The sequence below is a fragment of the Bradyrhizobium sp. genome, from assembly GCF_035273305.1.
Lineage (GTDB): Bacteria > Pseudomonadota > Alphaproteobacteria > Rhizobiales > Xanthobacteraceae > Bradyrhizobium.
The window spans coordinates 1-26,904 of the sequence record NZ_DATEPI010000151.1 but is presented as its reverse complement, the minus strand read 5'-3'; the positions used below and the strand labels follow the sequence as shown (position 1 = coordinate 26,904).

General features: G+C 60.6%; 29 protein-coding genes and 1 tRNA gene. 12 read left to right on the top strand and 18 right to left on the bottom strand.

All coding sequences use genetic code 11. The annotated features are described in order from the left end of the window. Positions 1-430 precede the first annotated feature (430 nt). The 3 genes from VJV58_RS10415 (at position 431) to VJV58_RS10405 (ending at position 1,862) form a co-directional block, all read left to right on the top strand. Positions 431-796 (top strand): hypothetical protein, encoded by a 366-nt coding sequence (locus VJV58_RS10415; RefSeq protein ID WP_324137263.1) that lies wholly within the window; start codon positions 431-433, stop codon positions 794-796. Positions 797-939: 143 nt separating this feature from the next. After that, positions 940-1,299, top strand: coding sequence for a hypothetical protein (locus VJV58_RS10410; RefSeq protein ID WP_324137262.1), 360 nt, complete (start codon positions 940-942; stop codon positions 1,297-1,299). Between the two features lie 68 nt (positions 1,300-1,367). Continuing rightward, entirely contained in the window at positions 1,368-1,862 is a 495-nt protein-coding gene (locus tag VJV58_RS10405; RefSeq protein WP_324137261.1) for a VOC family protein, read from the top strand. A 232-nt stretch (positions 1,863-2,094) separates the two neighbouring features. On the opposite strand, the gene VJV58_RS10400 is transcribed toward VJV58_RS10405, so the two are convergent. Both VJV58_RS10400 and VJV58_RS10395 read right to left on the bottom strand, forming a co-directional pair. Beyond that, entirely contained in the window at positions 2,095-2,292 is a 198-nt protein-coding gene (locus tag VJV58_RS10400; RefSeq protein WP_324137260.1) for a Trm112 family protein, read from the bottom strand. 62 nt (positions 2,293-2,354) lie between these two features. Further along, entirely contained in the window at positions 2,355-2,888 is a 534-nt protein-coding gene (locus VJV58_RS10395; protein WP_324137259.1) for a TetR/AcrR family transcriptional regulator, read from the bottom strand. Positions 2,889-2,983: 95 nt separating this feature from the next. On the opposite strand from VJV58_RS10395, the gene VJV58_RS10390 reads away from it, so the two are divergent. Then, positions 2,984-3,334 (top strand): hypothetical protein, encoded by a 351-nt coding sequence (locus VJV58_RS10390; protein ID WP_324137258.1) that lies wholly within the window; start codon positions 2,984-2,986, stop codon positions 3,332-3,334. A 98-nt stretch (positions 3,335-3,432) separates the two neighbouring features. Here VJV58_RS10390 and VJV58_RS10385 read toward each other — a convergent pair whose 3' ends face one another. After that, entirely contained in the window at positions 3,433-4,779 is a 1,347-nt protein-coding gene (locus VJV58_RS10385; protein ID WP_324137257.1) for a sorbosone dehydrogenase family protein, read from the bottom strand. 208 nt (positions 4,780-4,987) lie between these two features. Between VJV58_RS10385 and VJV58_RS10380 the strand changes: the two genes are divergently transcribed. The 3 genes from VJV58_RS10380 to VJV58_RS10370 are packed head-to-tail and all read left to right on the top strand — an operon-like array spanning position 4,988 to position 7,109. Further along, positions 4,988-5,887: a hypothetical protein gene (locus VJV58_RS10380; protein WP_324137256.1), complete on the top strand. Its 900-nt coding sequence runs from the start codon at positions 4,988-4,990 to the stop codon at positions 5,885-5,887. A gap of 26 nt (positions 5,888-5,913) precedes the next feature. Then, positions 5,914-6,267, top strand: coding sequence for a cupredoxin domain-containing protein (locus tag VJV58_RS10375; protein WP_324137255.1), 354 nt, complete (start codon positions 5,914-5,916; stop codon positions 6,265-6,267). A gap of 11 nt (positions 6,268-6,278) precedes the next feature. Further along, on the top strand, positions 6,279-7,109 hold the full coding sequence (locus VJV58_RS10370; RefSeq protein ID WP_324137254.1) for an FTR1 family iron permease: 831 nt from the start codon (positions 6,279-6,281) through the stop codon (positions 7,107-7,109). A gap of 44 nt (positions 7,110-7,153) precedes the next feature. On the opposite strand, the gene VJV58_RS10365 is transcribed toward VJV58_RS10370, so the two are convergent. Together VJV58_RS10365 and trxA are read right to left on the bottom strand one after the other, a co-directional pair. Continuing rightward, a complete protein-coding gene (locus VJV58_RS10365) occupies positions 7,154-7,828 on the bottom strand; it encodes an LON peptidase substrate-binding domain-containing protein (protein ID WP_324137253.1) in 675 nt (224 codons plus the stop codon). Positions 7,829-7,911: 83 nt separating this feature from the next. Beyond that, positions 7,912-8,817, bottom strand: a complete 906-nt coding sequence (gene trxA / locus VJV58_RS10360) for a thioredoxin (protein WP_324137251.1) — start codon at positions 8,815-8,817, stop codon at positions 7,912-7,914. Positions 8,818-9,096: 279 nt separating this feature from the next. Between trxA and VJV58_RS10355 the strand changes: the two genes are divergently transcribed. The 3 genes from VJV58_RS10355 to VJV58_RS10345 all read left to right on the top strand — a co-directional run bounded on the left by VJV58_RS10355 (position 9,097) and on the right by VJV58_RS10345 (position 11,416). Next, positions 9,097-9,171 (top strand) — tRNA-Gly (locus VJV58_RS10355). A 299-nt stretch (positions 9,172-9,470) separates the two neighbouring features. Then, positions 9,471-10,730: a PQQ-dependent sugar dehydrogenase gene (locus VJV58_RS10350; RefSeq protein ID WP_324137250.1), complete on the top strand. Its 1,260-nt coding sequence runs from the start codon at positions 9,471-9,473 to the stop codon at positions 10,728-10,730. Between the two features lie 95 nt (positions 10,731-10,825). Beyond that, positions 10,826-11,416: a c-type cytochrome gene (locus VJV58_RS10345; protein WP_324137249.1), complete on the top strand. Its 591-nt coding sequence runs from the start codon at positions 10,826-10,828 to the stop codon at positions 11,414-11,416. Between the two features lie 26 nt (positions 11,417-11,442). Here the strand turns inward: VJV58_RS10345 and panE are convergent, their stop codons facing one another. The 4 genes from panE to VJV58_RS10325 all read right to left on the bottom strand — a co-directional run bounded on the left by panE (position 11,443) and on the right by VJV58_RS10325 (position 14,544). Continuing rightward, entirely contained in the window at positions 11,443-12,363 is a 921-nt protein-coding gene (panE, locus tag VJV58_RS10340) for a 2-dehydropantoate 2-reductase (protein ID WP_324137248.1), read from the bottom strand. A gap of 94 nt (positions 12,364-12,457) precedes the next feature. Then, entirely contained in the window at positions 12,458-13,195 is a 738-nt protein-coding gene (locus VJV58_RS10335) for an SDR family oxidoreductase (protein ID WP_324137247.1), read from the bottom strand. A 24-nt stretch (positions 13,196-13,219) separates the two neighbouring features. After that, positions 13,220-13,828, bottom strand: coding sequence for a 2-hydroxychromene-2-carboxylate isomerase (locus VJV58_RS10330; protein ID WP_324137246.1), 609 nt, complete (start codon positions 13,826-13,828; stop codon positions 13,220-13,222). A 74-nt stretch (positions 13,829-13,902) separates the two neighbouring features. Continuing rightward, entirely contained in the window at positions 13,903-14,544 is a 642-nt protein-coding gene (locus VJV58_RS10325; protein WP_324137245.1) for a DUF2239 family protein, read from the bottom strand. Between the two features lie 143 nt (positions 14,545-14,687). Between VJV58_RS10325 and VJV58_RS10320 the strand changes: the two genes are divergently transcribed. Then, entirely contained in the window at positions 14,688-15,353 is a 666-nt protein-coding gene (locus VJV58_RS10320) for a glutathione S-transferase (protein ID WP_324137244.1), read from the top strand. A 54-nt stretch (positions 15,354-15,407) separates the two neighbouring features. Here the strand turns inward: VJV58_RS10320 and VJV58_RS10315 are convergent, their stop codons facing one another. The 4 genes from VJV58_RS10315 to VJV58_RS10300 form a co-directional block, all read right to left on the bottom strand. Continuing rightward, entirely contained in the window at positions 15,408-15,872 is a 465-nt protein-coding gene (locus VJV58_RS10315; RefSeq protein WP_324137243.1) for a chromate resistance protein ChrB domain-containing protein, read from the bottom strand. Between the two features lie 23 nt (positions 15,873-15,895). After that, positions 15,896-16,843 (bottom strand): hypothetical protein, encoded by a 948-nt coding sequence (locus VJV58_RS10310; protein ID WP_324137242.1) that lies wholly within the window; start codon positions 16,841-16,843, stop codon positions 15,896-15,898. A gap of 122 nt (positions 16,844-16,965) precedes the next feature. After that, positions 16,966-17,658, bottom strand: a complete 693-nt coding sequence (locus VJV58_RS10305) for a glutathione S-transferase family protein (protein WP_324137241.1) — start codon at positions 17,656-17,658, stop codon at positions 16,966-16,968. A 41-nt stretch (positions 17,659-17,699) separates the two neighbouring features. Continuing rightward, a complete protein-coding gene (locus tag VJV58_RS10300; protein ID WP_324137240.1) occupies positions 17,700-17,882 on the bottom strand; it encodes a hypothetical protein in 183 nt (60 codons plus the stop codon). 161 nt (positions 17,883-18,043) lie between these two features. On the opposite strand from VJV58_RS10300, the gene VJV58_RS10295 reads away from it, so the two are divergent. Next, positions 18,044-18,976, top strand: a complete 933-nt coding sequence (locus VJV58_RS10295; RefSeq protein WP_324137239.1) for a transcriptional regulator GcvA — start codon at positions 18,044-18,046, stop codon at positions 18,974-18,976. A 68-nt stretch (positions 18,977-19,044) separates the two neighbouring features. Here VJV58_RS10295 and VJV58_RS10290 read toward each other — a convergent pair whose 3' ends face one another. The 5 genes from VJV58_RS10290 to VJV58_RS10270 form a co-directional block, all read right to left on the bottom strand. Continuing rightward, positions 19,045-20,433 carry a serine hydrolase gene (locus tag VJV58_RS10290; RefSeq protein WP_324137238.1) on the bottom strand — a complete coding sequence of 463 codons (1,389 nt, stop codon included), beginning with the start codon at positions 20,431-20,433 and terminating at the stop codon, positions 19,045-19,047. 33 nt (positions 20,434-20,466) lie between these two features. Then, a complete protein-coding gene (locus VJV58_RS10285; RefSeq protein ID WP_324137237.1) occupies positions 20,467-21,363 on the bottom strand; it encodes an NAD(P)-dependent oxidoreductase in 897 nt (298 codons plus the stop codon). Positions 21,364-21,405: 42 nt separating this feature from the next. Beyond that, positions 21,406-23,157, bottom strand: a complete 1,752-nt coding sequence (gene ggt / locus VJV58_RS10280; RefSeq protein ID WP_324137236.1) for a gamma-glutamyltransferase — start codon at positions 23,155-23,157, stop codon at positions 21,406-21,408. 167 nt (positions 23,158-23,324) lie between these two features. Next, positions 23,325-24,917: a bifunctional phosphoribosylaminoimidazolecarboxamide formyltransferase/IMP cyclohydrolase gene (gene purH / locus VJV58_RS10275; protein ID WP_324137235.1), complete on the bottom strand. Its 1,593-nt coding sequence runs from the start codon at positions 24,915-24,917 to the stop codon at positions 23,325-23,327. Positions 24,918-25,010: 93 nt separating this feature from the next. After that, positions 25,011-26,723, bottom strand: a complete 1,713-nt coding sequence (locus tag VJV58_RS10270) for a heparinase II/III family protein (protein ID WP_324137234.1) — start codon at positions 26,721-26,723, stop codon at positions 25,011-25,013. Positions 26,724-26,904 lie beyond the last annotated feature (181 nt).

The following is a 26,904-nucleotide window of genomic DNA, read 5'->3' as shown; positions in this document are numbered from 1 at the left end:
CGCAAGCTTGACGCCAGCGTCGGGGCGTCAGGACCACACGACTTCACCGTCCGCGAAAAGCGCGCATCGTCAAGCGCGCTCTCGCGTCCACTGCATCCCGCGCCCAACGTTCGTGACGACCGCGAAGCGCCCCTCTTGTGAGAACGGGACGGCGAGGCTTCTAGAGTTGATTTGGGCAAACCGAGTAGCAGAATATTTTTTCAAACCGGGCTGGACAGCAATCACGACTGATTTGCGCCTCGGCCCGCCGGAGCATAGTCGCGCATCGACTGTCTTGCGGATGTCGAGCCCGGAGATACATTCGCGCATTCTGATCGCGGGTACTGGAATGCGACCACGAGAGTTTATTGAACTTGCAGGGGATCATTGTGAGGAAGCGCATTCCTAAATAGGTGCCACAGATCCAAGTATCGCGAGGCCAGAGTTTGCCATGAAACGCATCATGATCGTCTGTCTCGGCTTGCTATCCGCGCTCCACGTGAGAGCGGCAGTGGCGAAATCGATTACCTGCACCTATCCACAGGACCAGGCTCTCACCTTCGACGTACCGAAGAAGCTCGGCGGCTTGCCGCCGATCGAGTTTGACTATTCCTCCAAGGTCACGCGCTTCAGCTTTCGAGATAACAATCTGCTCTTGGTCGCCATGGATGAGGTGGAGCAGACCCGAGTACGGATCATCATCTCGGCGCAATTCGACAAGGCGAAAGGCACCTATAGCGGGCAGATCGTGACCGATACGGGCGGGAACCAACTGATGCTCGATAATGGCCCCGTCACGTGCAAGGTGAAGAGCTGAAGGGTCAGGCGCGCTCCTGGTGGCATGCTCTCTGCTCCAGCCGACGGAATAGCCGCTTTGAAAAAAACCTTTGGCCGATGTCGGCAGGAGCTAGATGAGTTCGTCCTTAGAACTCATCATTAACCGGCCACGAAGGAAGAACCATGACCGACGCCACCAAACAGAAGTTTCTTGCCCTGTATCTCATCCCTGCCTCGGTGATGGCGGATTGGGCGAAAACCGATCCCGCCATACGGCAGCCTGAAGAACAGAAAATGCAAGCAGCATGGAAGAAATGGATGGGCGAGCATGCCAAAATGATCATTAGTACAGAAGTGGGCGGCAAGACAAAGCGCGTCACAGCAAGCGGCGTCTCCGACACCAAAAATGACATCATTTTGTATTCGTTTGTGGAGGCCGACAGTCATGATGCGGCTGCGAGCGCATTTGAAAATCATCCCCACCTGCAAATTCCGCAATCATCAATCGAGATCATGCACGTCAGGCCGATGACCGGAACGTGACGGGGCAGTTACGTATGTTGCACCGAGTGGATGACGATCAGGCTTGGGCCAAAGTGAGAGGATATGCAATGGCGAAGAACACTATTTGTCTATGGTACGATGGGGATGCTGAGAAGGCAGCTCGTTTTTATGCCGAGACCTTTCCTGACAGCGCTGTCGGCGCCGTCCACCGTGCACCAGGTGACTACCCATCCGGTAAGAAGGGAGATGTGCTTCTGGTCGAATTCACGGTTGCCGGCGTCTCGTGTGTCGGCCTCAACGGCGGTCCCATGTTCAAACATAACGAAGCCTTTTCGTTCCAGATCGCCACCGACGATCAAGCCGAGACTGATCGCTATTGGAACGCCATTGTCGGCAATGGCGGTCAAGAGAGTGCCTGCGGCTGGTGCAAAGATAAGTGGGGCATTTCATGGCAAATTACGCCGCGTGTGCTGACGGAGGCGATGGCGGCTGGTGGCGATGAAGCCAAACGCGCATTTGATGCGATGATGACGATGAGGAAAATAGACGTCGCTGCAATCGAGGCGGCGCGCCGCGGCAGAGTTGAGGCAGGGACTCCATGATGGCCCGGGTTGCCACCAAGCAGTTGGGCCGTTCCGTCACCCGATAGCCTGCTTTCGCGGGCCAAGCGGACGTCGATTGCGCGGCTCTCGACGTCCGCTCATGCCCACATCCTTATCGCGCTTTCGGATGTCGGGTTTCGAGGGTAAAACGGATATCTTCCGGCGGACCTTCGACGCGGACGCCACTGGTTAGAATTGCCGCTTTCCAGGCCTTGCCGCGGCCAAGCACTTCTCACTCGATCTTGCGCGCCTCTTCCGGCAGCATGATTGGAATGCCGTCGCGGATCGGGTAGGCGAGTTTCGCGGAACGCGAGATCAACTCTTGCCGGTTCGAATCGAATTCAAGCGGACCCTTGGTCAACGGGCAGACCAGGATTTCCAGCAATTTCGGATCGACGGTGCCTTCAAGGCGTTCGGGCGAGGCGGTCATAGGACGATCTCCGGTCAGTCGAGTATCAATCTAGCACACCCATTTGGAATGGGCTCGGCATTCTACCGTGCGATCCGGAGCAGCTCCTCGAGAATGGTCACGCGCGCTGACTGCGGCACCGGCTTGTCGGACCGGGCAAAGCCGAGAAAGGCCCAGTAGAGAACCTGCGCGCGCGCACGGGCGACGTCAGCAGAAAGCCCCTGCTCCATGAGAAGGCTCTCTATGTAACCTAATCTTCGCCGATCGATAGCCTGCACGGCGCTACGCGCGGCGGGATTGAGCGTCGCCCAGGTGCGGACCGCGTTCTCAAGGGTGAGCTTTGCAGTGAACACCCTTTCCAAGAGAAGCCGCAGCCGCTCGCCTTTGTTCGCGCCGGACTCCAGGGTGGCAATAATCTGCTCAGTGGCAATCTCGCGCCAATGCTGGAGCAGCGCGGCGTGGAATGCGCTGATGTCGGCGAAATGCCAGTAGAAGCTGCCGCGTGACACTCCCATCGTCTTCGAAAGCGGTTCGGCTTTGAGTGCTGTAAAACCTTTCTCGGCCAGCGTCCTGAGGCCCTGATCGAGCCAGTCCCTTGCTGAAAGTTGATCGGTCATTCTGTTCCTGCGCTCATCAACACCATACAAGAGTGTATTGACAGCGGCCAGCGTTCCTTGTAATCGAAACATACAGTAATGTATGGAGACTTCGGATGCGCGATATCTTGCTGCAAGCAGCGGGTTTGGCAGCCATCGCAGTGGCGATTATCCACGGCGTGCTTGGTGAAACCAAAGTGTTCCCTCGCGCCACCATCCAGCCGATCCGCGTGCGCAACCTGATCCGGTTAGTGTGGCAGGCCGGCACGGTGGCCTGGATCGGTGGGGGCGTTCTCTTGATTGCCGCGCCACTGATGGAGTCGGAACCGGCGCGGCACTGGATAATCGCGACGCTCGCGGTCGTGTTTGCATTCGGCGCGCTCGCGAATGCACTCGCGACACGCGGCCGGCATTTAGGATGGGTCGCGCTTAGCGCCGTAGTGGCGTTGGCCGTTGCCGGTTACTAGAGCGTTTTCGGGCGAAGTGGACGCCGGTGCGCGTGAAGAAAAAAGCTAAAGATCGGTTCTGATTCGATCAGATAGGCTGAAGAGCCTCGGTCCCGCTATCATTGGGGCGTAATCCGCCAGATCGTGCCGTTGCCGTCTTCCGAGACCAGCAACGCGCCGTCATGCGCGACAGCGACGCCAACCGGACGACCCCAGACTTCGGAATCGCTGAGGACAAAACCCGTCACGAAGTCCTCGTACTCACCGGTAGGCACCCCATCCCTGAGACGGATGCGAATGATCTTGTAGCCCGTGCGCTTCGACCTGTTCCATGACCCGTGCTCAGCTGCGAATCCGTCACCATGATATTCGGCCGGGAACGCGCTACCGCTATAGAATGCAAGCCCCATCGATGCCGAATGCGACTGGATGAGCACATCCGGGACACTGACCTTGCCCCTGAGATCGGAACGCGCGGTGGCGTGGCGCGGATTTTCGTTCGAGCCGATATAGAACCACGGCCAGCCGTAGAACGCTCCATCGCGCACCCTCGTGATGTAGTCCGGCACGAGGTTGTCTCCCATGCCGTCACGTTCATTGGTCGAACAATATACATCGCCGGTTTGCGGATGAACGGCGAGCCCGACGCAGTTGCGAATACCGGTCGCAAACACGCGCGGATTTTTTCCGTCGGGATCAAACGCCAGCACGTCAGCGCGGTCGGTCTCGTCGCCCCAGCTTGCGCCGAGCGCGTGCTTGTCGATCCATGTTTGCAAGCCTCCCGGTGGGCTGCCCATTCCTTCGCCGTCATTGCCGGCGGAGCCGACCGAAACCAGCATGCGCTTATCGTCATTGCTGAACACGATGTCCCTGGTGGAGTGCCCGTAGCCATGCGGCAATTCGGCGACCACGGTTTCGGGCCGCGCCGCTGCCTTGAGGTCGCCCGATCTATAGGGAAACCGCACGACGCCGTCGGTGTTCGCGATATAAATCCATTGTGGATTATTTCCCGCGGGAAAGAAGGCCATGCCGAACGGCCGGTTGAGAGCGGCTGCATAGACCTCGTCCTCGGCAGCCTTGGACGCGCCATCTTCCGCCCGCAGCACGCGAATTTTGCCGCCTCTGGTCTCGGCGACGAAAATGTCTCCGTTCGGAGCCACTCGTATCTGGCGCGGTCCGCTTAAGCCGCTTGCGAACAACTCGATCTTGAATCCGGCCGGAACCTTCGGGATCGCACCTGCAGGCCGTCGCACCACGTGCGGGGTGTTGGCCGTCGATGGCGTGGCGCCGGGCCGCGGCAGGTCCTGGGGCCGTATGAGCCTGACGACGCCGGGTTTGTCGGCTCGCCAATCGCCAAACGCGGCCGCTCCCACGAGCGGGTCGGATTGCGCCCATGCTCCGCCCGCAGCAAACAAGGCGGCTATCACTGTGGCTAACACGTGCAAACCGCGATTCGATTGCCGCATTTTCGCTCCGTTCTCGAGGGCCTGCACGTCTCGATATCTAATACGTCGATTGCCGCGGGCCAGGCATCGACCGCTTCAACCCGCTCCGACAGCTTTGATCCATGCTAAGGCGGTTAGAATGTCTCTAGTTTAGAGTGCTTTTCTTTGCCGCCGCCGCCGCTTGACGCTAGCAGAAGGCAACAGTGCAGTGGCTGCGGAAAGAAGACGGATGCGCATGCGAAAAAGGTCTGGGGTTAATTATGCGCTCGCGCTTTGCTCGGCAGCATGCCTCGTTGCGAGTTTCGGTAAAGCCGACGCCGAGGACGCGAGTTCCTGGCGCGATCTCGAAACCAAGTACATTTTCGGATTTACCACCGGCTCCGGCATCGGCCTCGAGGGCGAAAAAGAATTCACCATCGACACGGTCGGACGCTTCGGCAAGCGTGACGGCCATTACAGTGCGACCGAGACAAAATACGAATTCGAGTTTACGCCGACACAGTTCATCCAGATCGAGTTCGGCGCGCTCGGGTCCACGCACAGCATCAATGGCGTGACTGACCTGGATGACCGCCGCCAATTCGCCGCAAGCGGGGCGTTTGCCGAACTGCGTTATCTTGCGATCGAGCGTACGTCGAGCAATCCGCTGGCGGTTACGCTTGCTATGGAACCGACCGCGCGCTCCATCGACGAGACCAGCGGTGCGCGCGTGCACAACTACGAGCTTGAAACCGTCGTCAACGCGGACCTCGAGCTACTTAGAAATCGGCTATATGCCGGATTCAACCTGCTTTACGAACCGGAAGTCACGTGGGCTTCCACGGGAGAAGTCGAACGTGAAGCAAAATTCGGCGGCTCGGCCGCGCTTTCGCTTCGGATCGCCTCCAACGTCGTGCTTGGTGGTGAGGTCTGGTATCTTCGCCACTACGATGCCGCAAATCTAACGGCTTTTACGGGCGATGCCGTCCTGATGGGACCCACCCTGTACATCCAATTCACTCCCAAGATGTTCATGACCGCAGCCTGGAACGCCCAAATATGGGGGCGCGAGATCGGCAATCCGGTTTCGCTCAACCTGTCCGAATTTCAGCGCCATCGGGCTAGGCTTAAATTCGCCTGGGAATTTTAGTATTGCTCAAACGGAAAGGCCGACAGATGGCTACTTTGGACGGGATGATCAGGAAGGCGACCATGGTCGCGGTTTGCGGATTGGCGATGTTCGCCGTCTCGCCATCGCAGGCGCAACAGGCGACCGAAATTCACCTGACCTATTCCAAGGGTCAGTTCCAGCCGACCGAGGTTCGGGCGCCGGCCGACAAGCCGATCACGTTCCGGGTCAAGAACCTCGACGGCAAGGCGATGGAGTTCGAGAGCAAGTCACTGCGGGTCGAAAAGGTGGTTGCCGCGAACAGCGAGGGCATCGTCAATGTGCGCGCATTGAAACCCGGACGGTATGAATTCTACGACGACTTCAATGAAAAAGCGCGCGGCGCGTTGACCGTGCAATAAAGGCTGCTTCCGTGCTTGCTGCCCTGATCATTGTGTTTCGTGAGGTGTTCGAGGCCGGATTGATCGTCGGCATCGTGCTCGCTGTGACGCGAGCCGTTCCGAATCGCAATCGCTGGATTGGCGGCGGGGTGCTTGGTGGCGTGCTCGCTGCCTGCATCGTCGCTGCGTTTACAGGCGCGCTGTCGCAGCTGTTCGCGGGTATGGGGCAGGAACTGTTCAACGCCGCTATTCTGGCGATCGCGGTGATCATGCTGACCTGGCATAATGTCTGGATGGCGCATCACGGCCGGCAAATCGCCGGGGAGATGCGCGCTATGGGACAAGCCGTCGCTGACGGCTCCAAGCCGCTGCTGGCGTTGGCCGTGGTGGTCGGTGTGGCCGTGCTGCGCGAAGGCAGTGAGGTCGCGCTATTTCTCTATGGTGTCGCGGCTTCGGACGGCGGATCGGCGCCCAACCTTGCGATCGGCGGTTTGATTGGCCTCGCGCTGGGAGCTGGCGTCTGCCTCCTGACTTATTTCGGACTGATGCGAATCCCGCAACGCGCGTTGTTCACAACCACCACGGTCTTGATCACGCTGCTTGCGGCGGGGATGGCGGCGCAGGCGGTGGCCTTTCTCGAGCGCGCCAATTTGCTCACCTCACTTGATACGGTGGTCTGGGACAGCGGTTGGCTGTTATCGGAGGCGAGTATCGCCGGCCGCACCCTGCACACGCTGATCGGATACACCGACCAACCGACCGAAATGCAGCTGGTGGTGTACGCCACCGTACTGCTGGCAACGTTCATGCTGATGCGCCTGACCCGATCGCAACCCGTCGCCCGTGGGGTCGCAACCGGCTGAGCTCTTTCGGCTCGCGCTGAACGGGCGAAAATCGGGAAATAACTTCATTGCAGGGGCGGGTCGCCAGTCGTGCGTTTTTTTGCGAGATCCATTTCGGTAACCGCGATCAGGATTTCCGCGCGGGTCTTGAGGTCGGGCGCTTCCAGCATGGCCTGCTTTTCCGCCGGACCGTAGGGGGACATCATCGCCAGTGCGTTGACTAGCGCCTCGTTAGGCGCGCCCTCCACCCCTTCCCAGTCGACCTTGAGGTCGTTCGCTTTGAGGAAATCGGTCAGGACCAGCAGCAACGCCTCGCGATCTACCGCCTCCTCGCCCTTGCGCGCGACGAAATCGTCGATGAAAGGGAAATAATCCACCTTGCATTGACGATACGGCGTGAGCACCACCAATTCTTCCATTATCTTGAAACGCGCGATGCCGGTGAGTTCGAGGATGTAACGCCCGTCACCGGCCTCCGCGAGCTGGGTGATGCGCCCGACGCAGCCAACCCGAAACAGGGCCGGCTTGGCCTCATCCCGCGAGTGCGCAGCGTCCGGCTGGATCATCCCGATCAGCCGATGCCCATCGCGCAAGGCGTCATCGACCATCGCCAGATAGCGCGGCTCGAAGATGTTGAGCGGCATCTGGCCGCGCGGCAGCAACAGCGCGCCGGGCAGCGGAAAAACCGGGATTACTTCGGGGAGGTCGCCGGGACCGCGATATTCGGCATTGATCGGCATGAGGCGATCTCGGTGCTAACACGTCACGTGTTGGTTTGCAGCGTATTGAACTTCGACCGTTGCCATGGCGCGAAATGAGGGCGCTACGAGAACAGGATCGTCGACAGCCGCTTGCGTCCCTCCACCGTGGCCTCGTCGGTTGGGCCCCAAGCCTCGAAGAACTGCACCAGTTGCTTTCGCGCGCCGTCGTCGTTCCACTTACGGTCACGCTTGACGATTTCGAGCAGTTGCTGGATCGCCTCGGCCCGTTTGCCTTTGGCGTTGAGCGCGGTCGCAAGATCGAACCGGGCCTGATGATCGAGTGGATTTGCGGCGACTTTCTGCTCCAGCTCAGCCACCGGTCCGAGCCCCTTTGCCTGCTCGGTGAGGTCGATCGACGCCTGTACCGCGCTGACCGCGGCGTCATTGCGCTTGGATTCCGGCACCATGGCCAGAGTTTGCTTGGCCTTCTCGATGGCGCCGGTCACCACATAGCATTTCGCCAGTCCCGCAAGCGCCGGAATGTTGGTGGCGTCTCTCGCCAGTACTTCGGCATAGATCTGCGCCGCGGTGGTGGCGTCGCCTTCGCCAAGAACGGCTTCGGCTTCCTTGATGATCTCGGCGATATTGGGCTCACCCGGAACGCCAGCAGTCAGCTTGCCGATGAATGCGGTGATCTGGCTTTCCGGAACCGCACCCATGAAGCCGTCGGCTGGCTGGCCGTTGACGAACGCGATCACGGCCGGAATCGATTGGATGCCCATCTGCCCCGGTATCGCCGGATGTTCATCGATGTTCATTTTGACCAGCTTGACCTTGCCGTTGGCGGCGCGCACCGCCTTTTCCAGCATCGGTGTGAGTTGTCGGCACGGACCGCACCATGGCGCCCAGAAATCGATCAGCACCGGCTGGCGCTTCGATTCCTCGATCACGTCCTTCACAAAGGTCTGGGTGGTCGTTTCCTTGATCAGATCGGGCGCCGCTGCGCTGCCCTGCTCAACTATCGTCACGGGAATCCTCGCCTGATGTAATGCGGTTCGGGGTGTTCTTACCACTTTCCAGCCCTAATTGGCCCTTGGAGGCCGGATTTGCAATCGGCGGAACTGCGTGCGGGCAGCAATCACGCCCCATTGAGCCATGCTTTCCGCGATCTTGCGTCATTTGGAGGGCATTTACTCATTAGCTGCGTCATCAGGGCGGTTTTCAGGCTTGCGCCGGCTGTTGCATTCGGGGGCCGCATTTGGCATAGCTCTGCCGTTGCCGGTGAACGATCGCCGTCAATCCCGGATGCGGGTGTAGCTCAGTGGTAGAGCACGACCTTGCCAAGGTCGGGGTCGAGGGTTCGAGCCCCTTCGCCCGCTCCAAAACTTCCATAACAACAAAGTGCATGAGGGTCCGCGTGTGCGGACCCTAGCTCATCGGGCAGCGCGGCATGATTGCGGCTGCCGCCCATGAAAATCGTTTCGATTGAAATCGATCTAAAGAAATTCTTTTTAATTTTCTGACGCGATGCTGTGCCGCGTCGGCAACACACTTCTCACTCGCGACGAATGTGGTAGCATCCCGCAGTCTGCCCCCCAAAGGCGGATCAAAACTACGTCTCTCGGAACGACCTTCAGAAGAATAACACGGGCAGCCACTCGGCTGCATAGGGAGTGAGGCGATGAAATCGGCTTTCAATCGATCTATTCTTGCGCTTGCAGCAATCGTGGTTGTTGCGGGGGTCAGTCAAGCTAACGCACAGCAAAAAGGCCTCCACAGTTATCAATCCGGCACCAAGGAATTCTGGACGCATCCGCCGGATGACTGGTTCCTCGGCGACGAAACCGAAGCCCAGAAGGGACTCGCGCCGCCATCGGGGCCGCCGACCGGCTCATCCGAGGCGGAGCTCGCCTCGCTGATGAAAAAGATCAAGCTGCCGGCCGGCTTCAAGATTGAAGTGTACGCGCCGGGGGTACTGGCAGCCCGGCAGATGGCCTGGGGCGACAAGGGCACACTGTTTGTGGGCTCGTTCGGGCTCGGCAACGTCTACGCCATCAAGGACAATGGCGGAAAGAAAGAGGTCAAGACCATCCTCAAGGGCCTGAACATGCCGACCGGCCTTGCCTTCCAGGATGGCGCGCTGTACGTGATCGCGGTCGACAAGCTGATCAAATACGAGAATGCCGAGGCCAATCTGGACAACCTTGGCTCCGGCAAGGTGGTGTATGACGACATGCCGTCCTATGCCGCGCATGGCTGGAAGTATATCTCTGTCGACAAGGATGGCTGGTTCTTTATTCCGTTCGGACCTCCCTTCAATATCGGCATTCCCCCGACCAGCGTCTCCCAGATCCGCCGCGTCGATCCCAAGACCGGCAACGCCGAAATCTGGGCGCTTGGCGTACGTAACAGCGTCGGCGGCGACGTCGATCCGCGTACCGGAAAATACTGGTTCACGGAAAACGCACGCGACTGGATTAGCGACGATCTGCCGAGCGACAAGCTCAACATGATCTCGCATATCGGCGAGCACTTCGGTTACCCGTATTGCCACCAGGGCGACCTGCCGGACACCAAGTTCGCAATGGGTCACAAGTGTTCGGAATTCACGCCGCCCGTGCTCAAGCTCGGCGCGCACGTGGCTCCGCTCGGCATGAAGTTCTATACCGGCGATCAATTCCCCGCCGAGTACAAGAACAACATCCTGATCGCCGAACACGGCTCGTGGAATCGGCATAAATATCAGGGCGCCCGGATCATGCGCGTAACGGTTGGCCCGGACGGCAAGAACGCCAAGCAGGAAGTGTTCGCATCGGGCTGGCTCGAGGGCGACCAGGGTTATTTGGGCCGGCCGGCTGACATCATCCTGGCCAAGGATGGCTCGATCCTCGTTGCCGACGACTGGGCTGGCGCGATTTACCGCATCAGCTACAGCAAGTAGCAGCGGTTGAACGATCAAGGGGCTGCGGCCGCTCGGAACGAGTGGCCGCGGCTTCGCGTTTGTGAGCGCGGGTAGCGAAAGCAGGGAATGCCGAGATGCGCGTTCGATTGAGCTTCGAAGTGTTGTGTGCAGTTGCATTAGTTGCGGTCGCGAGCGCACCGGCCATCAGCGCCGACACAACCGCGGCCAAGGAAAAGGCAGAAATGTGCACCGCCTGTCACGGCGAGGGCGGCGTTTCGCAGACCGAGAACATCCCGTCTTTGGCGGCGCAGCCCGACCAGTTCATTCAATGGCAGCTGGTGTTCTTTCGCGGCGGCGCCCGCAAGAACGAGCAGATGCAGCCGGTCGCCGAGCAGGTCACCAACGAAGATATCCGTTTGTTCGGCGCCTATTTCGCGTCGCTGACGGCACCGAAGCCACCTGCGGACGACAATCCCGATCTGTCGAAGAAAGGCGCAGAAGCTGCAGCGGGCCGGCGCTGCGCATCGTGCCATACGGACACATACGCGGGCACCAAAGCGGTGGCGCGGCTCGCCGGCCAACGCGAAGAATATCTGGTCAAGGCCTTGCACGATTACAAATCGGGCGTGCGCTCCGGCGGCGCTGGCTCGGCGATGACCGATGTTGCCTATCCCCTCAGCGACGAAGAGATTACAGCGCTGGCGCATTACCTCGCGCATCTCTGAGGCGACGCGCTCCCGGCGAGGCGCTCTTACGCTCGCTGGTTTTCATATGCCTTCAAATGCGTATAGGCGATACGCAGCTTCGGCACCGGCACCTTGGATGCATCACCGCGCATCATCAGATCCCCAATGACGTGATCGGCTTCGACCGGCGCGCCCGACTTGATGTCGCGGTACATCGAGGCGGTCAGTTGCGAGCCCTCCGTCAGCAGCATGCCGCGGCTGCGCTCGAGGAAAGGCGCACGCGGTGGATAACCTTCGGCCGCCGCGACGGCGCTGCACTCGTCGAGCATGCCCTGCATAAAATCCTTCCCGTTCGGCGCCGCGAGGATATGGCCTACCGCAGCGCGCATCAGGCTGGTCGATGCCGCGAGCGAGGCGAGGAAGACCCATTTCTCCCACATGTCATGGATGATCTGCTCGCTCGCCACGGTGTTGAAGTTGCCGCTCGCCATCACGTCCGCTATGGCCCGGACGCGATCCGATAGCTTGCCGTCGCGCTCTCCAAAAGTAAGCGATTGCATTGGATGCAGTTGCACCACCTGGCGATGCTCGTCGAGCGTGACCGCGATCCCGCAGAGACCCCCGAGCACGCGCTCGCGGCCGAATTTCTGGTCGAGCATATCGAGATGCCGCATGCCATTGAGCATCGGAATAATAGCGGTTTGCGGCCCAACCGCCGGCGCAAATGATTTCATCGCGTCGTCGAGATCGAAGGCTTTGCAGCTCAGCAGAATGACATCGAATTTTCCATTGAGCCGGTCCGCCTGCACGGTCGGCGGATTTTTCAGTGTCACGTCGCCGTTCGGGCTTTTTATGACGAGGCCGGCCGAGGCCAATTCGGCGGCGCGCTTTGCCCTTACCAGAAATGTGACGTCGCGGCCGGCCTGAAGCATTCTGCCGCCGAAATATCCGCCAATGGCGCCGGCGCCAACTACCAGAACCCGCATCCGCTAACTCCTTTGTTGTGTGCTCTTCGTGAGGACGAGCAGACTGGCCAATAGCGGAGAAGGAGCCGGCAAGTCCACTGGGAGGAGCGTCGTTTTACCATTTTTCGCCGAACGGGCGGATTTCAAGCTCGAAGGTCCAGGCGCTTCTCGGCTGCCGGTAGAGTTGCCAGTACGAGGCGGCAACGGACGCCGGCGGCATCAGCAGGTCCGGATTATCAAGCGCTTCTTTTCCCCCTATCTGCTCCCGCCGGGCGCGCACCCAGGCGGTATCGACGCCGGAATCGATGATCAGATGCGCAACGTGAATGTTTTTCGGCCCCAGCTCGCGTGCCATCGCTTGCGCCACCGCGCGCAATCCGAACTTGGCGCTGGCGAACGCCGCATAACCGTTGCCGCCGCGCAGCGACGCCGTGGCCCCGGTAAAAAAAATGTTTCCCTTGCCGTGCGGCAGCATTAGCCGCGCCGATTCACGGCCGGCAAGAAAGCCGGCCCAGCACGCCATTTCCCAAACTTTGCGAAAGACCCGATCGGTGGTCTCCAGTATTGGAAAGTTGACATTGGCGCCGACGTTGAAGATGCACACTTCCAGCGGGGCATGGCTGTCGGCGTCGTTCAGGAAGGCGGCGACTTCGTCCTCCTTCCGCGCGTCGAGCGCGCGAGCCACGATCGATCCCCCCGCAGCTTTGATCTCGCCGACCAGCGGCTCGAGCTTGGCGCCGTCACGCCGGCCGGCAAATACGGTGAAGCCCTCGCCCGCGAATTTTTTCGCTATTTCAGCGCCGATATAATCGCCGGCGCCGATCACGGCGCAGGTTGCGTTCCGTTTTTCCAATTTGGCCTCCGTTGTGCTGTGCGGCTATTTGCCGGAGATCAACTCTTCGACTTCGCGCAACTGCTCTTTGCCAAAAAACATTTCGCTGCCGACAAAGAATGTGGGCGAGCCGAATGCGCCGCGCTCGACGGCCATTTGCGTGTTCTCGATAAGCTTCGACTTGACGTCCGGCTGTTGAGCGCGCGCAAACAGCTTTGCGGCGTCGATGCCTGAATCCGAGAGTGCCGACATTGCTACGTCAGGATCGTCCATCTTTTTCGGCTCGACCCACATGTGATGAAAGGCCGCTTCGACGTATTTCTCGAACACCCCTTCCAGTTGGGCCGCGATGGCCGCCCGCATCAGATTGAGCGTGTTGACCGGGAAGAATGGATTCCACGTGTAGGGCTTCACGTGAAATCGCTTCACGAAACGCTCGGTCTCCAGCGCTTGAAACTGCGGCTTGTTCCTGACACCGGCGAGCGTTTCCGCGGGAGATTTGTTGTTGGTGGCCTTGAAGATGCCGCCGAGCAGGATCGGAACGTACTCAAATTTCACGCCGGTACGGTTTTCAATTGCGGGGATCGCCTCGTGGCTGAGGAACGCGTTGGGACTGCCGAAGTCGAACATGAATTGCGGTGCGGTCGGGCTCACGGCAAACTCCCTGGCTTGTTATATTATATGATCCCTATCATTTGATAGCACCTTACCGGTTCGCACTTGCGCCATCAACTGGCAACGCTCGTTTGTGACGCGTCCTGCTCGAATGCCGCTGCCGCCAGTCGACGGGCGTGATCGCGAACATCGGCTGGCCAGTCTTTCGTCCATGCCTCGAAACGCCCGGCGTCGCGCGCGAACAGCGCGCGTGCGACCTCCTCGTAATGTGGCTTGTTCCCAGCCATCGCCGCGATAAACCGATAGGCGGTTTCCTGCGCGTGCCTGATCCGGTCCTTGTCCTTGCTTGTGCGCCTCGCCTCGTCGACCAGCCTGCGCAAGGCGACGGAAGTCCCGCCGGGCTGGCGCGCCAGCCATTCCCAGTGGCGCGGGAGCAGCGTGACCTCGCGCGCGACCACGCCGAGTTTTGGCCGTCCCGGTCCGCGGGGCGGGGCGCCGGCAGGCTCAGATATCGCAAGCGGCGCGTTTGCCGTATCCGGCAACCTGGCGAGGACGTCCTCTAGCGAACCTCGGAAGTCGAGATCGACAGGACCACTGTTCGGGTCGAACACCAGAATCGTGGACTGCGCTCGCCGACCGAGCACCTCCTTGGCAGTGCGGGCCACCGACCGAAGGTCGCCGAAGGCGATGCAACGGTCTCCGTCAAAGGCGACAAAGCCGGAGGCGGGGTTCGCAGTCGCGGATTTCTGATTCACGGGACGCATCCTGTTTCTGGTATATTATCCGGATAAATCGTCCCGTCGTCAATATCACCCGGGTTATATCAACGGCATCTCGACTTTTCACGCTCCGACTGGCACCACCAGCGCCGCGCGCCGTGCGATCTCGGGAAAACGCCATGCTGACAGTTCATCACCTGAATAATTCTCGCTCCCAGCGCGTGCTCTGGCTGCTGGAAGAACTTGGCGTTCCATACGAGATCGTCCGCTACCAACGCCAGCCGGACATGAGGGCGCCTGCGGAGCTGCGAGCGATTCATCCGCTCGGAAAATCGCCTGTTATCACCGACGCCGGCAACGTGATCGCCGAATCCGGCGCCATCGCCGAGTACATCATCGATACTTATGGCCAAGGCCGATTAATCCCGCCGCCGAGGACGCCCGAGCGGCTGCGCTACACCTACTGGCTGCATTACGCCGAGGGCTCGGCGATGCCGCCGTTGTTGCTCAAGCTTTTATTCACCCTGATGCCGAAGCGGGCGCCAGCCTTGTTGCGTCCGCTGGTGCGCAAAGTCTCCAACCAGGCGCTGACCGCGATCGTCAATCCGCAGATCAAGCAGCACATGGCGTTCTGGGAAAGCGAACTGTCGAAGACTGAATGGTTCGCCGGCAATGAATTTACCGCGGCCGACGTTCAGATGAGCTTTCCACTCGAAGCCGCCGCCGCTCGCGGCGGGCTGGAGCAGGGTCATCCGAAGGCAATGGCGTTTCTCGATCGCATTCACGCGCGTCCGGCCTATCAACGCGCGCTCGAAAAGGGCGGGCCGTATACCGTGGGAAGGTAACGTTCATCACCGGACGCAAACAACGCAACTCGCCGAATTCCCATCCTGACGCGGTTAACTGTTGAACTGGCCTCCAGGTTTGCCGCGCTTCACCATCTCGCGGCAATATTCGTACAGCGCGTCATAGACGATCCACTCAGCAGCATTGAGCGCGTGATCGTCCTTGTAGCCGAGATGACGGAAGCCTTCCGCGATGGCCTGGAGGCCGGGCCCTTCCGCCTGGTGATACAGCGTATTGTCGGTATCAGCGCCGTTCACGATGCGGCCCAGCAGCACGAGCGCAGGATCGCCCGTCAATTTATATTTCTTCAGGATCGCCTCGAACGAGCATTCCTTACCGTGATGGCCGAGCTCAACGTCTTTGACGTCGTAGGGGATGGCATCGAGCCGCTTGGCTTCCGCCATCACCTTGTCGGCGGGCACGAAGACAAACTCCGGATTTTTGTCAACGAATTTGCTGATAAGCCAAGGGCATGCGACGCGGTCAACTTTCACATGTTCGCGGGTAATCCATTTCATCTGGTCCTCCTGTGGAATGAGTGTCACTCGTCCGCCAGCACGACTACGCCGCCATGCGAAGGCGAGATCACATAAAGCCGGTCGGGAACGACGATTGCTGTGGTGTGAACGCCCGTACCGATCATCGTTCTGGTACAGACGCCGGTCCGGGGATCGATAGTTTCGATAAGGCCGGGATCGCCGATCGCCACGTGGACAAGCCCGGTCGCCGGATTGAAGAATGTCACATCCGGAGGTCCCGCTATCGGCCAGACGTTAGTGACTTCGCCGGACCCGGAGTCGGTCTCGACCAGCGTGCCGTCGTCGCACGCGGCGTAAAGCCGCCCGCGAGCGTGATCGATGTCGAGGCCATGCGCCCCGCCTGACGGCAGGTGCCAATGGATAATGTCAGTAAGATCGGGTAGCCGGGCCACCAGGATCATTGAAGGCTCTCGGATACAAAGAAAGAGCCGTTCAGCCGTCATGTCAGTGACGCACCAGCGCGGCCGTCCTGGCAGATTGATCTCGCCTTGCGTGCCGTCCTTCAAATTGACGATTTGCAGGGTCGGGATTTGATGCCCGTCGCCAATGCATGCGGCGACGCCGATGCCAAGACGCTTGATGATGGCGGCACCATTGGGCCGTGGTCCCGATGGGAAAACGGCTTTGACTTTGTAAGTCTCAGCGTCAAGCCAAGTAATTGTCGCGCCGCCGCGATTGGTGGTGAGGATCTCGCCGTCATCAGCGACAGCACCCGCGACGCCGGGAAAGCCCGGCAGCGTCGCAATGTGCTGTTGCGCCTCGTGATCGATCACCTCGATGCAATCGCGTGCCGTATGCGCGATGAAGACCCGGCGGGTTTTGGGATCGAACGCGGCGTGATCGAAGTCGCTGTTTTCACCATTCGGAATCTTGATGACGCCAACTTGCCTCAGCGGCTTGGCTGCGCGTGCGGCTGCGGAGGATGTCTGGCGTGTTAAACGACCGTTCATGCGCAATCTCCTCGAATACCGAGTGTTGCGCAGAGCTTGGACGGACAGCCGTCTAACGGGGAGTCTGCCGGTCCCCGTATCTTCAATCTACCAACGCCGCAGATTTTGACAATCATGCCGCATCAATATCTCGGGCGGTGCGAATTGGCCCATTCGCGAGCGTGGGGGATGGGAGCGCGAGGCGGCAGGATCGCCCGCTGCCGCTTGGTCGTGGGTAGGTTCTCCATCCGCTCGCGCCAGCGGCAGAACGCCGGGAATTTGGGGTACATCGTCCTGCCTTCCTCCGTCAGGCTAAATGCGAACGTGCTCGGCAGCATGAAGAAGTCAGCGAGCGTGAGCTCGGAACCGAGCAGATAGTCCTTTCCATGTGAGAGTTCGCGCTCAAGGACGCCGAGCCCGAGCTCGACCTTGGGCAGCGCGTGCGCAACGACTTTCTCGTCCGATGGGATGCCGAGTTCCGCAAAAACGACCCGCTCGTGGGTCACATGGCAGATCATGTAAGGGTAGTAGTAGGAATTAACGGCGCTGATCCACTGATTCATCCGGCCGCGGGCGCGGACATCTTGAGGCGTGAGCCGCGGGCCGGCAAACGCCTCGTCCACGTAGGAAGCGATCGCGCTGGTCTCATAGATGGTGAAGTCGCCGTGCCTCAGGATAGGCACGCGGTCGAACGGATGGAGCGCCAGGTGCTCTTGCTTGCCCATCATCGTTTCAAGATCTTCAAAGGTGTACGCCACGTCCTTGTGGGTGAGGATCAACCTGACGATGTTGACATAGGTGCTTCTCGGGAAGCCGTAGACGATCGGGTCGGACATTGAGCCTCGCTTTCGGTGAAACGGAATGGACGAAACGTCGGTCACTCGAAGAAGAATTTGCGGGCCTCTTGCAGCGCCTCTTCCCGGGTTACACCGATGTCTGCGAGCAGATGCGGGTTGTCGGCGAGGTCGCGGAGCGACTGACGATGGCCGTGCCGAGCCCATCGAAGGCACCACCGACGCGACCTCTGGCCGAGTTCAGCGCCCCAGTTTTCCTGATGCATTTGCGAACTCCGACGAGCCAACCACATGTTCGAGATTGACATCGACAACCTCCTGAACTCGTGAAATGCTGGTTTCGAGGCCTTCCATTTGCTCTGCTTGGCAGTTGCCGGCAAACCATGCTTTCTCCGGCCTGCCCTAGTTTTACTTATGAAGTGGTGCAATGCGCCCCCGCCTGCCGCCATTGAATAATCTGAAAGCTTTCGAGGCTGCGGCCCGGCACGAGAGTTTCACGCGCGCCGCGGAAGAGCTCTGTGTCACGCAAGGCGCGGTCAGCCAGCAGGTCAAGGCGCTCGAAGAAGGGCTTGCACTCAAGCTGTTCAACCGCGAACGCCAGCGGCTGGTCATCACTGAAGCTGGTCGCGACTACCTAACGGTCGTGCGCGATGCCCTGGACCGAATTGCCCTCGGCACTGAACGGCTTCTGCAGCGCCAGAACGCAGGTGTGCTGACCGTCAGCACGTCGCCCGATTTCGCGGCGAAGTGGCTCGTGCACCGGCTGGGTCATTTTGCCGAGGCGAATTCCGGTATCGACCTTCGCGTGTCGGCTACACTGCATCACGTCGATTTCGCGCGCGAGGAGGTCGATCTCGCTGTGCGGCACGGGGACGGTAACTGGTCGGGGCTCGATACCGTCCAGTTGAGTTCGGAAAACTTATTTGCGGTCTGCAGCCCAAAACTCCTGGCCGGTCGCAAGCGCCTTCGCAAACCCGCCGACATCCTGAACTTTCCACTGATCCACCTTGATAGCCGAGCGGATTGGACAAAATGGCTGCGGGCGGTAGATGTTCACGATGCTGGCGCCGCGCACGGTCCCGTTCTCAATCGGGCCAGCATGGTGATCGACGCCGCCATCAACGGCCAAGGTGTCGCGTTAGCGCGGACAACCCTAGCGGCCTGGGACCTCATCAACGGCCGGCTGGTGCGGCCGTTTCCGGATACCCTTCCGCTGTCGAAGACCTACTGGATCGTTTGTCCAAAAGCCACATCGAACGTGCCGAAGATCGTCACATTCCGGAATTGGTTGTTGGCAGAAGCGGCTGAAGATTCACGTCGTCTTAAGTCGATGCGTTGGCCCCAAAAAGCGTTGAACTAATCGCCTGAGCTGCTGTGGTTCCGTTATTCCATTTGGCAGTAAAAATAACCTTGATCGGGCGAGCAGCATCAGTTCTGGATCGCCGCGATCACTTCCTGGACCAATCGTCCGAGACCTCGCATATCGCCGGTCGGATCAACGGAATCGCCGAGCCGCACGATCACCAGATGCTGCGACGGAATGATCACGATCCGCTGGCCGAGATCGCCGGACGCAAAGAACGCATCTCGCGGAATTCCTATCCTGACGCGCGCCTTGGCATGTTCGTGCTCGCTCCGATTGGTCCAGAATCCGGCGCCGTAATCGGTATCCAATGTGGCTGCGGCTGAAAAGCCCACCCAGTCTGGATGCAGCAGTCGCCTTCCCCCAACCACGCCGTCATTCAGATACAATAATCCGAACCGCGCCCAGTCCCTGGCGCTCGCCTGCATGTAGCTGGAACCGTGCAGCGTGCCGGCGCCATCAAATTCGAGGGTAACGTTGCGCATCCCGAGCGGGTTGAACAATTCGCGCCACGCGAACGCCAGCGTCTGCTCGGGACCGCCGACCGCGTCGCGGATGATCCGCGCCAATAATTCAGTGGTTGGGCTCGAATAGGCCCAGCGCTTGCCCGGCGGCGCGACCATGGCGGCTTTGACCGCAAACCCGGCCATGTCGTCATGCAGGTACTCCATCTGACTCGAGGGGTCGAAGCCGGAATTGGTTTCGTCGAGATCGAGCCCGCTCGTCATTCGCAATAGGTGCTCTACCTCAATCTCATGGCGCGGATCGTTGGCCGCTCGCCATTCCGGTATCGGCGCCGGCATCGAGGGCGTGACGAGTCCCTGTTGAGTCAGGATTCCGATCAATGCATTGACGATCGATTTGGTCATAGAAAACCCGAGCAGCGGCGTGTCGACGCCAATGCCGACCGCGTAGCGTTCGGCGATCACCTTGTCCTGATGCACCAGAACGACCGCCTTGGTGCGCCGGAACGGCGGTGCGGCCGGCTCCTCGAAAGCATGGTCGAGCGCGATTTTCAGCAAAGGATCCGCCGGTTCAACCACAGCATTGCCCGCTATCTCGGGCAATAGTGGCAGAGCTTTCGGCGTCTTCAACGCGGCGATGTCACTCTTGAGGACGTAGGGCTGCCTGGAACCATGCACGAGGACGCAGCCGAGTCCTTCATGGAATACGGCGTGGCTGCGAAGCAGCCCTGCCAGCGACGCCTCGACGGTTTGAGCGGCGCGATCGACGCGATAGCTCAAGCCCCAGCGCAACAATGTAATGCCGGCACGATCGATCGTCTCGACAAAAACCGTCTCGGCATCGAGCCCGGAGACAAAGGATTTCGAGCAGACGTTGTGAGCGACAAGGCCGGTTGCGACGCGGATGGCGCGATCAGGACGGTAGAGGATTGCCAACGTAAGCGGCACCGCGATGGTCAGCACACCTGTGATCAGCTTTCGCGAATTCACCCGCGTCGCTCTCCAGCCTAATCCAGCTTGCTGCTACTTCGACTTCTGCACCTCACCCACCGACGGCAGCGCCCTCACGCTGACTCCCGGTGGTGGTATGTCGTCATCCGGCACAAAGAAGTCGGACATCAAGGGCACCGAGCGATCGACCCGATAAGGTTCGAAGTCGCGTACGCCGCCGTCATAGAGCACCTTGTCATCGATGCAGAAATTCCCGGTGAATTGGCGAGAGGGCTTTGTGAAGATCACATAGGCCGCCTCGCCCATGATCTCCGGCTTGCGGCTGGCGCGCATCATGGCGTCTCCGCCCAGGAGATTGCCGACCGCGGCGGTGGCGATCGTGGTCCGCGGCCAGAGCGCGTTGACCGCAATACCTGCGCTCTTCAGTTCGGCCGATAGGCCGAGCACGCACATGCTCATGCCGAACTTCGCCATCGTATAGGCGGTGGAATGCTGGAACCACTTCGCCTGCATGTCGAGCGGCGGCGACAACATCAGAATGTGCGGGTTGTCCGATTTCCTCAAATGCGGGATGCAATATTTGGAGACCATGAAGGTGCCGCGCGTGTTGATGCCCATCATCAGATCGAATCGTTTCATGTCGGTCATCTGCGAATTGGTCAAGCTGATCGCGCTCGCATTGTTGACGCAGATGTCGATGCCGCCGAATTCGGCGACGGCTTGATCGATCGCGGCGATCACCTGAGCCTCTTCCCGGATATCGCAGATGATCGGCAGCGCATTGCCGCCGGCGGCGCGGACCTCATCGGCGGCGGTGTAGATCGTGCCCTTCAGTTTCGGATGCGGCTCCGCGGTCTTCGCGGCAATCACGACATTTGCGCCGTCGCGCGCCGCCCGCAGCGCGATCGCAAGCCCAATGCCGCGGCTACCGCCGGATACGAACAGCGTCTTGCCCTTCAGCGATGTCATCTTGCATCCCTCTGCTTGTTCCCGACGATTGCACGCCTCGCGTTATTCCCCAACCGCGGCCGCGCCACGGGTACGCGGATCGGGCGCGCCGAGCAATCCGTTGTCAGTGACGGCAATCGAATTCGCCGACGTCTGTCCCATCGGCTGCGCCAGGCTATGACCTTTGGCACGTAAAGCCGCCAGGACGTCTTCGGGAAACCCGGCCTCTAGCCGCACTTCATCCGGCAACCACTGATGATGCAGGCGCGGTGCGGCCACCGCGGCTGCGACATCCATTTTATAGTCAAGCACATTGACGATCACTTGCAGGACTGTGGAGATGATGCGGCTGCCGCCCGGCGATCCCGTCACCAGAATCGGCTTGCTGTCCTTTAGAACAATAGTCGGCGACATGGATGATAATGGTCGTTTGCCGGGGCCGGGCAGGTTTGCCTCGAACCCGACAAGGCCATAGGCATTTGACGCGCCCGGCGCGGCGGTGAAGTCGTCGAGTTCGTTGTTGAGCAGCACGCCCGTGCCTTCCGCGACCAGGCCGGCGCCATAACTGAAATTGAGCGTGTAAGTGTTGCTGACCGCATTGCCGCGGCTATCCACGACAGAAAAATGCGTGGTGTTGTCGCCTTCCCGCGGCGGCGTGGCGGAGAGCGCGTCGGTCCACGGCGTCGCGTGCTCCGGATCGATGCCGGCGCGCTGCCTGGCCGCGTAATCTTTCGACAGCAGAGTGGCAATCGGCGCGCTGACAAACGCGGGATCGCCGAGATATCTCGCCCGATCGGCATAGGCGCGCTTCATCGCCTCGATCATGAGATGCAGCGATTGGGCCGAACCCTGTTTCAGGTTCCGCATTGGAAAGCCCTCGAGGATGTTCAGGGCTTCCAGCAGCACGATGCCCCCGGAGGAGGGCTGCGGCATCGAAACGATGTCATAGCCGCGATAACTTCCGGTCACCGGAGCGCGGATGACAGCCTGATACGACTTGAGATCGCCTGCGCTCATGATCCCGCCGACCTCACCAATCGCCTTCACCAGCTTGTCCGCGATTGGACCTTCATAAAATCCGCGCCGCCCCTGTTCGGCAATGGCAGAAAGCGTCGCCGCCAGATCGGTTTGGATGAGTCGATCGCCTTCGCGCAGCGTAGTACCATCGGGCCGAGAAAAAATGCGGGCCGATGACGGCCACCGCGCCAGCCGATTGTGCCAGCGCGGCAGCGTGTCGGCGGAATCATCGGCGAGGACAACGCCATTGCGCGCCAGATCGATGGCGGGCTGCAGCAAGGCGGCAAGCGTGAATTTTCCCGAGCCGTATTTCTCAAGCGCGAGCGTCAATCCGGCGACCGTGCCGGGAACGCCAATGCCGAGCGCGGAATCGCGCGATTTAGCAGCGTCTGGCTTGCCGTCCGGGCCGAGGAAAATACTTGCCGTCGTCGCGCCCGGCGCCGTCTCGCGGTAATCGATCGCGACGTCCTCATGATGATCGGCCGAGTGGATCACCATGAAGCCGCCGCCACCGATGTTGCCCGCGCGCGGATAGGTGACCGCCATCGCGAAGGCGGTAGCCACGGCCCCATCCACCGCATTGCCGCCGCGTCGCAGCACGTCCGCGCCGATGGACGCGGCGGTTTTCTCCTGGGCGACCACAATGCCGTGTTTGGCGGCGACGGCTCGGCTCGCATCCGCTACGGCCTCGCTGGAAATGCCCGGCCGCGAGTCCTGCGCGGCGGCAGGCGCACAAAGCGCGACCACCAGGACAATGGCAGTACAGATCCAGGCGCGATTTGCTCCGAGGAAAGCCATCAGATTCCGCTGCGAGTTAATGCGTGTCGTGTCCGCGATTTCACCAGCCTGACATTATCGCAAATGCTATATGGTTTTGCGCGCGCTGGGCAAAACGACTAAATCGTGATGGGGCGGTTCGAGCAGCCGGCCCCTAGCATTGTCGGGCGTGGCACGAGAGTAGACGCTCAGTGCCTGAAATGCCTGACGCCCGTGAATACCATGGCAATGCCGTGGTCATCGGCGGCTTTGATGACTTCATCGTCGCGAACCGAGCCGCCGGGCTGGATGACAGCGGTCGCGCCGGCCTCGATCGCGACCAGAAGTCCATCGGCAAACGGAAAGAACGCATCCGAGGCGACCACCGATCCCCTGGTCATCGGTTCGCTCAGTTTGGCTTCGAGCGCCGCATCCTGGGCCTTTCGCGCGGCGATACGCGCGGAATCCACCCGGCTCATCTGGCCGGCTCCAATGCCGACCGTGGCAAGATCCTTGGCATAGACGATGGTGTTGGACTTGACGTGCTTGGCCACGCGGAAGGCGAACTTGAGATCGCGCAGCTCGGAATCATTCGGCGCCCGTTTGGTCGCGACCTTGAACGTCATATGTTCGACCACCGCGTTGTCGCGGCTCTGCACCAGCATGCCGCCGGCGACGGTCTTGGCAGTGAGACCGGGCGCGCGCGGGTCGGGCAGGGCCCCCGCGAGCAGCAAACGCAAATTGCGTCGCTTGCCGATGATCGCAATGGCTTCTTCGGTCGCATCCGGCGCGATGATCACTTCGGTAAAGATTTCGGTGATGGCGCGCGCGACGTCCGCGTCCAGCGTCCGGTTGAGCGCGACGATGCCGCCATACGCGGATGTGGAATCGCAGGCTAACGCCTTGCCATACGCGCTGACGAGGTTGGTTGCTTCGGCGACGCCGCAGGGATTGGCGTGCTTGACGATCACGCAAGCCGCGGTACGCGCCGGATCGAATTCGGCGAGGCATTCATATGCAGCATCGGTATCGTTGATATTATTGTACGAAAGCTCCCTGCCCTGCAGTTGCCGCGCGCTGGCAACCCCGGCGCGGTGATCGGGCGTGCGATAGAAAGCCGCTGTCTGATGTGGGTTCTCGCCGTAACGCAGCGCCTGGATCAGCCGCCCGCCGAACGCGCGAAAATCCGGCGCTTCCGTCTTCAGCTCGGCCGCGAACCAGTTCGAGATGGCCGCGTCATAGGCCGCGGTGCGCGCGTAAGCTTTGGCCGCGAGACGCCGGCGCAGCGAGAGGGTCGTTGCGCCCGCGTTGGCAGCGAGTTCGTCGAGCACGGCTTGATAGTCATCGGCTTCGACAACGACGGCGACATCATCGTGGTTCTTGGCCGCAGCGCGGATCATCGCGGGACCCCCTATGTCGATGTTCTCGATGCACTCCCCGAAGCCGGCGCGCTTCTCAACGGTGGCTTCGAATGGGTAGAGATTGACCACCAGCAGCTCGATCGTCGCAATTCCGTGGTCCTTCATCGCCTTCGCGTGCTCGGCATTGTCCCGGATGGCGAGCAGGCCGCCATGCACTTTGGGATGCAGGGTCTTCACCCGTCCATCCATCATTTCCGGGAAGCCTGTCAGCTCCGAGACATCCCTGACCTTCAGTCCCGCGGCTGCGATCGCCTTCGCGGTGCCGCCGGTGGAGACCAGCTCCACTCCGTGATCAGCCAGCGCGCGGGCGAATTCGATCAATCCGGTTTTGTCTGAAACCGACAACAGGGCGCGGGTTACGCGACGCAAATGCTCAGTCATGGGCTATGTCCTGCAGGATAATTCCGCCGGGTAGCACGGTTTTTCGAGGCAAGAAACCGCCAGCATCGAGTTGTCATGGGATTGCGGGCGATTTTACAACGGCAATTCGGGCTCGCGGCTGGCCGTTCGTCGAGCGCCTGCCGCCGGAGCTGAGGTGGTCGAGCGCACAAAGCTCCAGCGGATGGATGGCGCCCGCCGCGAATTCTGCCGAATGACGATCTGGGCGGTACGGCGTGGACCTTCGTTTCCAGCCAGGAATACGCTGTCCTGCAGATCGACGTTGTCGTCGAGCGCCTCGAAAGTCCAGACCTCGCGATTCGGCAGCACCAGCATCACGCCGCGGCCATCGCTGAGCCTGTTCGCCTTCACCAAGGGATGAAGATGAAACCGCACGGCGTACTCCGTATCGTTGCCTTTGATCCGTGTGCCCGGCGCGGGCGACACCGTGTCCTCGCCGTCGAGCCTGGAGCCATCATGCGCAACCATCAGCGTCCGCCGATGCATCACGCCGAACCGCGCCAGATAGCCATTATGCGCCGTGCTCAACAACATCCCGTCGGCGACCACCTCGCGATAGCTTTCCACCTGGCTCGGGCCGCTGACGATCGGCGCGCCGTGCAACAGGCGCTTCATGGCGGAGAGCTCAACGAAGTGACAGGATGAAGTGTCCTGATAGGTCAAGGTCGAATGCGCCGCCGTGCTGCGCGCAAAGGCGCGCCAGTTGTCGCGCCCGGTGGTGGGCATGCCGCAATTGACCACGATCCTGCTCGGACCGGACGACAGTTCAAAAGACAAGCAGCCGGCGTGCGCATCTTGACTGACGCTAGGCGGTGGCGGTGCGCCGGTATCGATGATCACCGTCATCGCACCGGTATCAAGGCGCTGAAAACCGCTGTGAGGCATGTACGACATCGGCAGGCCGTGCGTGTCGTCATAGGCGAGCACGGTAGCGAGCAGATCGGAGGGCGCGCTGCTCATGCCGTTGAACAATGCAAAGCTGCCATCGCCGTGCCGAAAGAACCGCAGCATCGGCATCATCCGGTCGATCGCATTCAACAAGGCGGCCGGTGGCGGGATATTGCGCGCGGCGAAGGTCTGCCGCAGCGGCAATAGATCAATCAGAAGCTCGATCAAGGCGCCGGGATTGCGCGAGATGTGTCCGCCGTCGGGGAGTATCTGACGCTGCAGTTCATCGGCGAGTTTGCGGGTGGCGGTGCGGATGTGTTTTCCCTGATTGGCAAGGCAGAGCGCGGCATAGCAAAGCGCGATCAGCACCTGCAGGCGCGGCACGCCGTCAATATCAAGCGTCGTATAGCGCAGGTAGCGAATTTCGCGCGTCAGCCCGCGCAAATAGCGCCGATAGAATTTTCCGTCGCTATCGCCGAGCACTAGAGGTGCTTGCGACAAAAGTGAGATGACCCGGCGCGCCAGCACGTCAGGCCGTCGGCCGGTGGAGCGCTTGCGGGCCGCATTCGAAATCCAGTCATCGACCAGCGCGCGAGCATTCGCCCGTGTCAGCGCGGTATCGGCGGCGCGAAGATGTCGGAGCCATCCGAAGCCGAGTAGCGCCACCTCCCAGTCTTCGGACGGAGGCTCGAGGTCGAAAACGGATCGGCCATGGCAGGTCACGATCTTGCCCGCGAAAACAAATCGGCCGGCATAGATCTCGGCCGCCCGGGTGGCATCGGCGGTGCGTAGATCGTGCGGGGCGATAATGAGACGATCGGTTCGGCCCGGCCACATCCGCGACAGCGCAACCGAGCCGCCGGTTGCTCGCGCCATCAGGTTCCGCGCGAAGCGGCCCATGACTAGCGTCGATATGCGTCTGTGTTCGGTGACCGACACGCCTGCCCTTGATTGGAGGATTCAGGTTGCGAATCCTTTTAGTCTGGAAACGCCGCCAAGACATCTTGAAAGGCTGCGAATCAGCGGCAGGTCAAGCAGAAGGGCTGTAAAGGCAAAGTCAGGATTTGACCAACCGCGCGGC

Excerpts from the sequence above, each read along its gene's own strand:
- VJV58_RS10270 (WP_324137234.1), bottom strand. The coding sequence starts at position 26,723 with ATGGGCCGCTTCGCGCGGAACCTGATGGCGCGAGCAACCGGCGGCTCG.
- VJV58_RS10310 (WP_324137242.1), bottom strand. The coding sequence starts at position 16,843 with ATGAACGGTCGTTTAACACGCCAGACATCCTCCGCAGCCGCACGCGCA.
- VJV58_RS10295 (WP_324137239.1), top strand. The coding sequence starts at position 18,044 with ATGCGCCCCCGCCTGCCGCCATTGAATAATCTGAAAGCTTTCGAGGCT.
- VJV58_RS10375 (WP_324137255.1), top strand. The coding sequence starts at position 5,914 with ATGGCTACTTTGGACGGGATGATCAGGAAGGCGACCATGGTCGCGGTT.
- VJV58_RS10365 (WP_324137253.1), bottom strand. The coding sequence starts at position 7,828 with ATGCCGATCAATGCCGAATATCGCGGTCCCGGCGACCTCCCCGAAGTA.
- VJV58_RS10410 (WP_324137262.1), top strand. The coding sequence starts at position 940 with ATGACCGACGCCACCAAACAGAAGTTTCTTGCCCTGTATCTCATCCCT.
- VJV58_RS10315 (WP_324137243.1), bottom strand. The coding sequence starts at position 15,872 with ATGAAATGGATTACCCGCGAACATGTGAAAGTTGACCGCGTCGCATGC.
- VJV58_RS10350 (WP_324137250.1), top strand. The coding sequence starts at position 9,471 with ATGAAATCGGCTTTCAATCGATCTATTCTTGCGCTTGCAGCAATCGTG.
- VJV58_RS10395 (WP_324137259.1), bottom strand. The coding sequence starts at position 2,888 with ATGACCGATCAACTTTCAGCAAGGGACTGGCTCGATCAGGGCCTCAGG.
- VJV58_RS10405 (WP_324137261.1), top strand. The coding sequence starts at position 1,368 with ATGGCGAAGAACACTATTTGTCTATGGTACGATGGGGATGCTGAGAAG.
- ggt (WP_324137236.1), bottom strand. The coding sequence starts at position 23,157 with ATGGCTTTCCTCGGAGCAAATCGCGCCTGGATCTGTACTGCCATTGTC.
- VJV58_RS10300 (WP_324137240.1), bottom strand. The coding sequence starts at position 17,882 with ATGCATCAGGAAAACTGGGGCGCTGAACTCGGCCAGAGGTCGCGTCGG.
- VJV58_RS10390 (WP_324137258.1), top strand. The coding sequence starts at position 2,984 with ATGCGCGATATCTTGCTGCAAGCAGCGGGTTTGGCAGCCATCGCAGTG.
- VJV58_RS10385 (WP_324137257.1), bottom strand. The coding sequence starts at position 4,779 with ATGCGGCAATCGAATCGCGGTTTGCACGTGTTAGCCACAGTGATAGCC.
- VJV58_RS10345 (WP_324137249.1), top strand. The coding sequence starts at position 10,826 with ATGCGCGTTCGATTGAGCTTCGAAGTGTTGTGTGCAGTTGCATTAGTT.
- purH (WP_324137235.1), bottom strand. The coding sequence starts at position 24,917 with ATGACTGAGCATTTGCGTCGCGTAACCCGCGCCCTGTTGTCGGTTTCA.
- VJV58_RS10400 (WP_324137260.1), bottom strand. The coding sequence starts at position 2,292 with ATGACCGCCTCGCCCGAACGCCTTGAAGGCACCGTCGATCCGAAATTG.
- panE (WP_324137248.1), bottom strand. The coding sequence starts at position 12,363 with ATGCGGGTTCTGGTAGTTGGCGCCGGCGCCATTGGCGGATATTTCGGC.
- VJV58_RS10380 (WP_324137256.1), top strand. The coding sequence starts at position 4,988 with ATGCGCATGCGAAAAAGGTCTGGGGTTAATTATGCGCTCGCGCTTTGC.
- VJV58_RS10285 (WP_324137237.1), bottom strand. The coding sequence starts at position 21,363 with ATGACATCGCTGAAGGGCAAGACGCTGTTCGTATCCGGCGGTAGCCGC.
- VJV58_RS10415 (WP_324137263.1), top strand. The coding sequence starts at position 431 with ATGAAACGCATCATGATCGTCTGTCTCGGCTTGCTATCCGCGCTCCAC.
- VJV58_RS10305 (WP_324137241.1), bottom strand. The coding sequence starts at position 17,658 with ATGTCCGACCCGATCGTCTACGGCTTCCCGAGAAGCACCTATGTCAAC.
- VJV58_RS10320 (WP_324137244.1), top strand. The coding sequence starts at position 14,688 with ATGCTGACAGTTCATCACCTGAATAATTCTCGCTCCCAGCGCGTGCTC.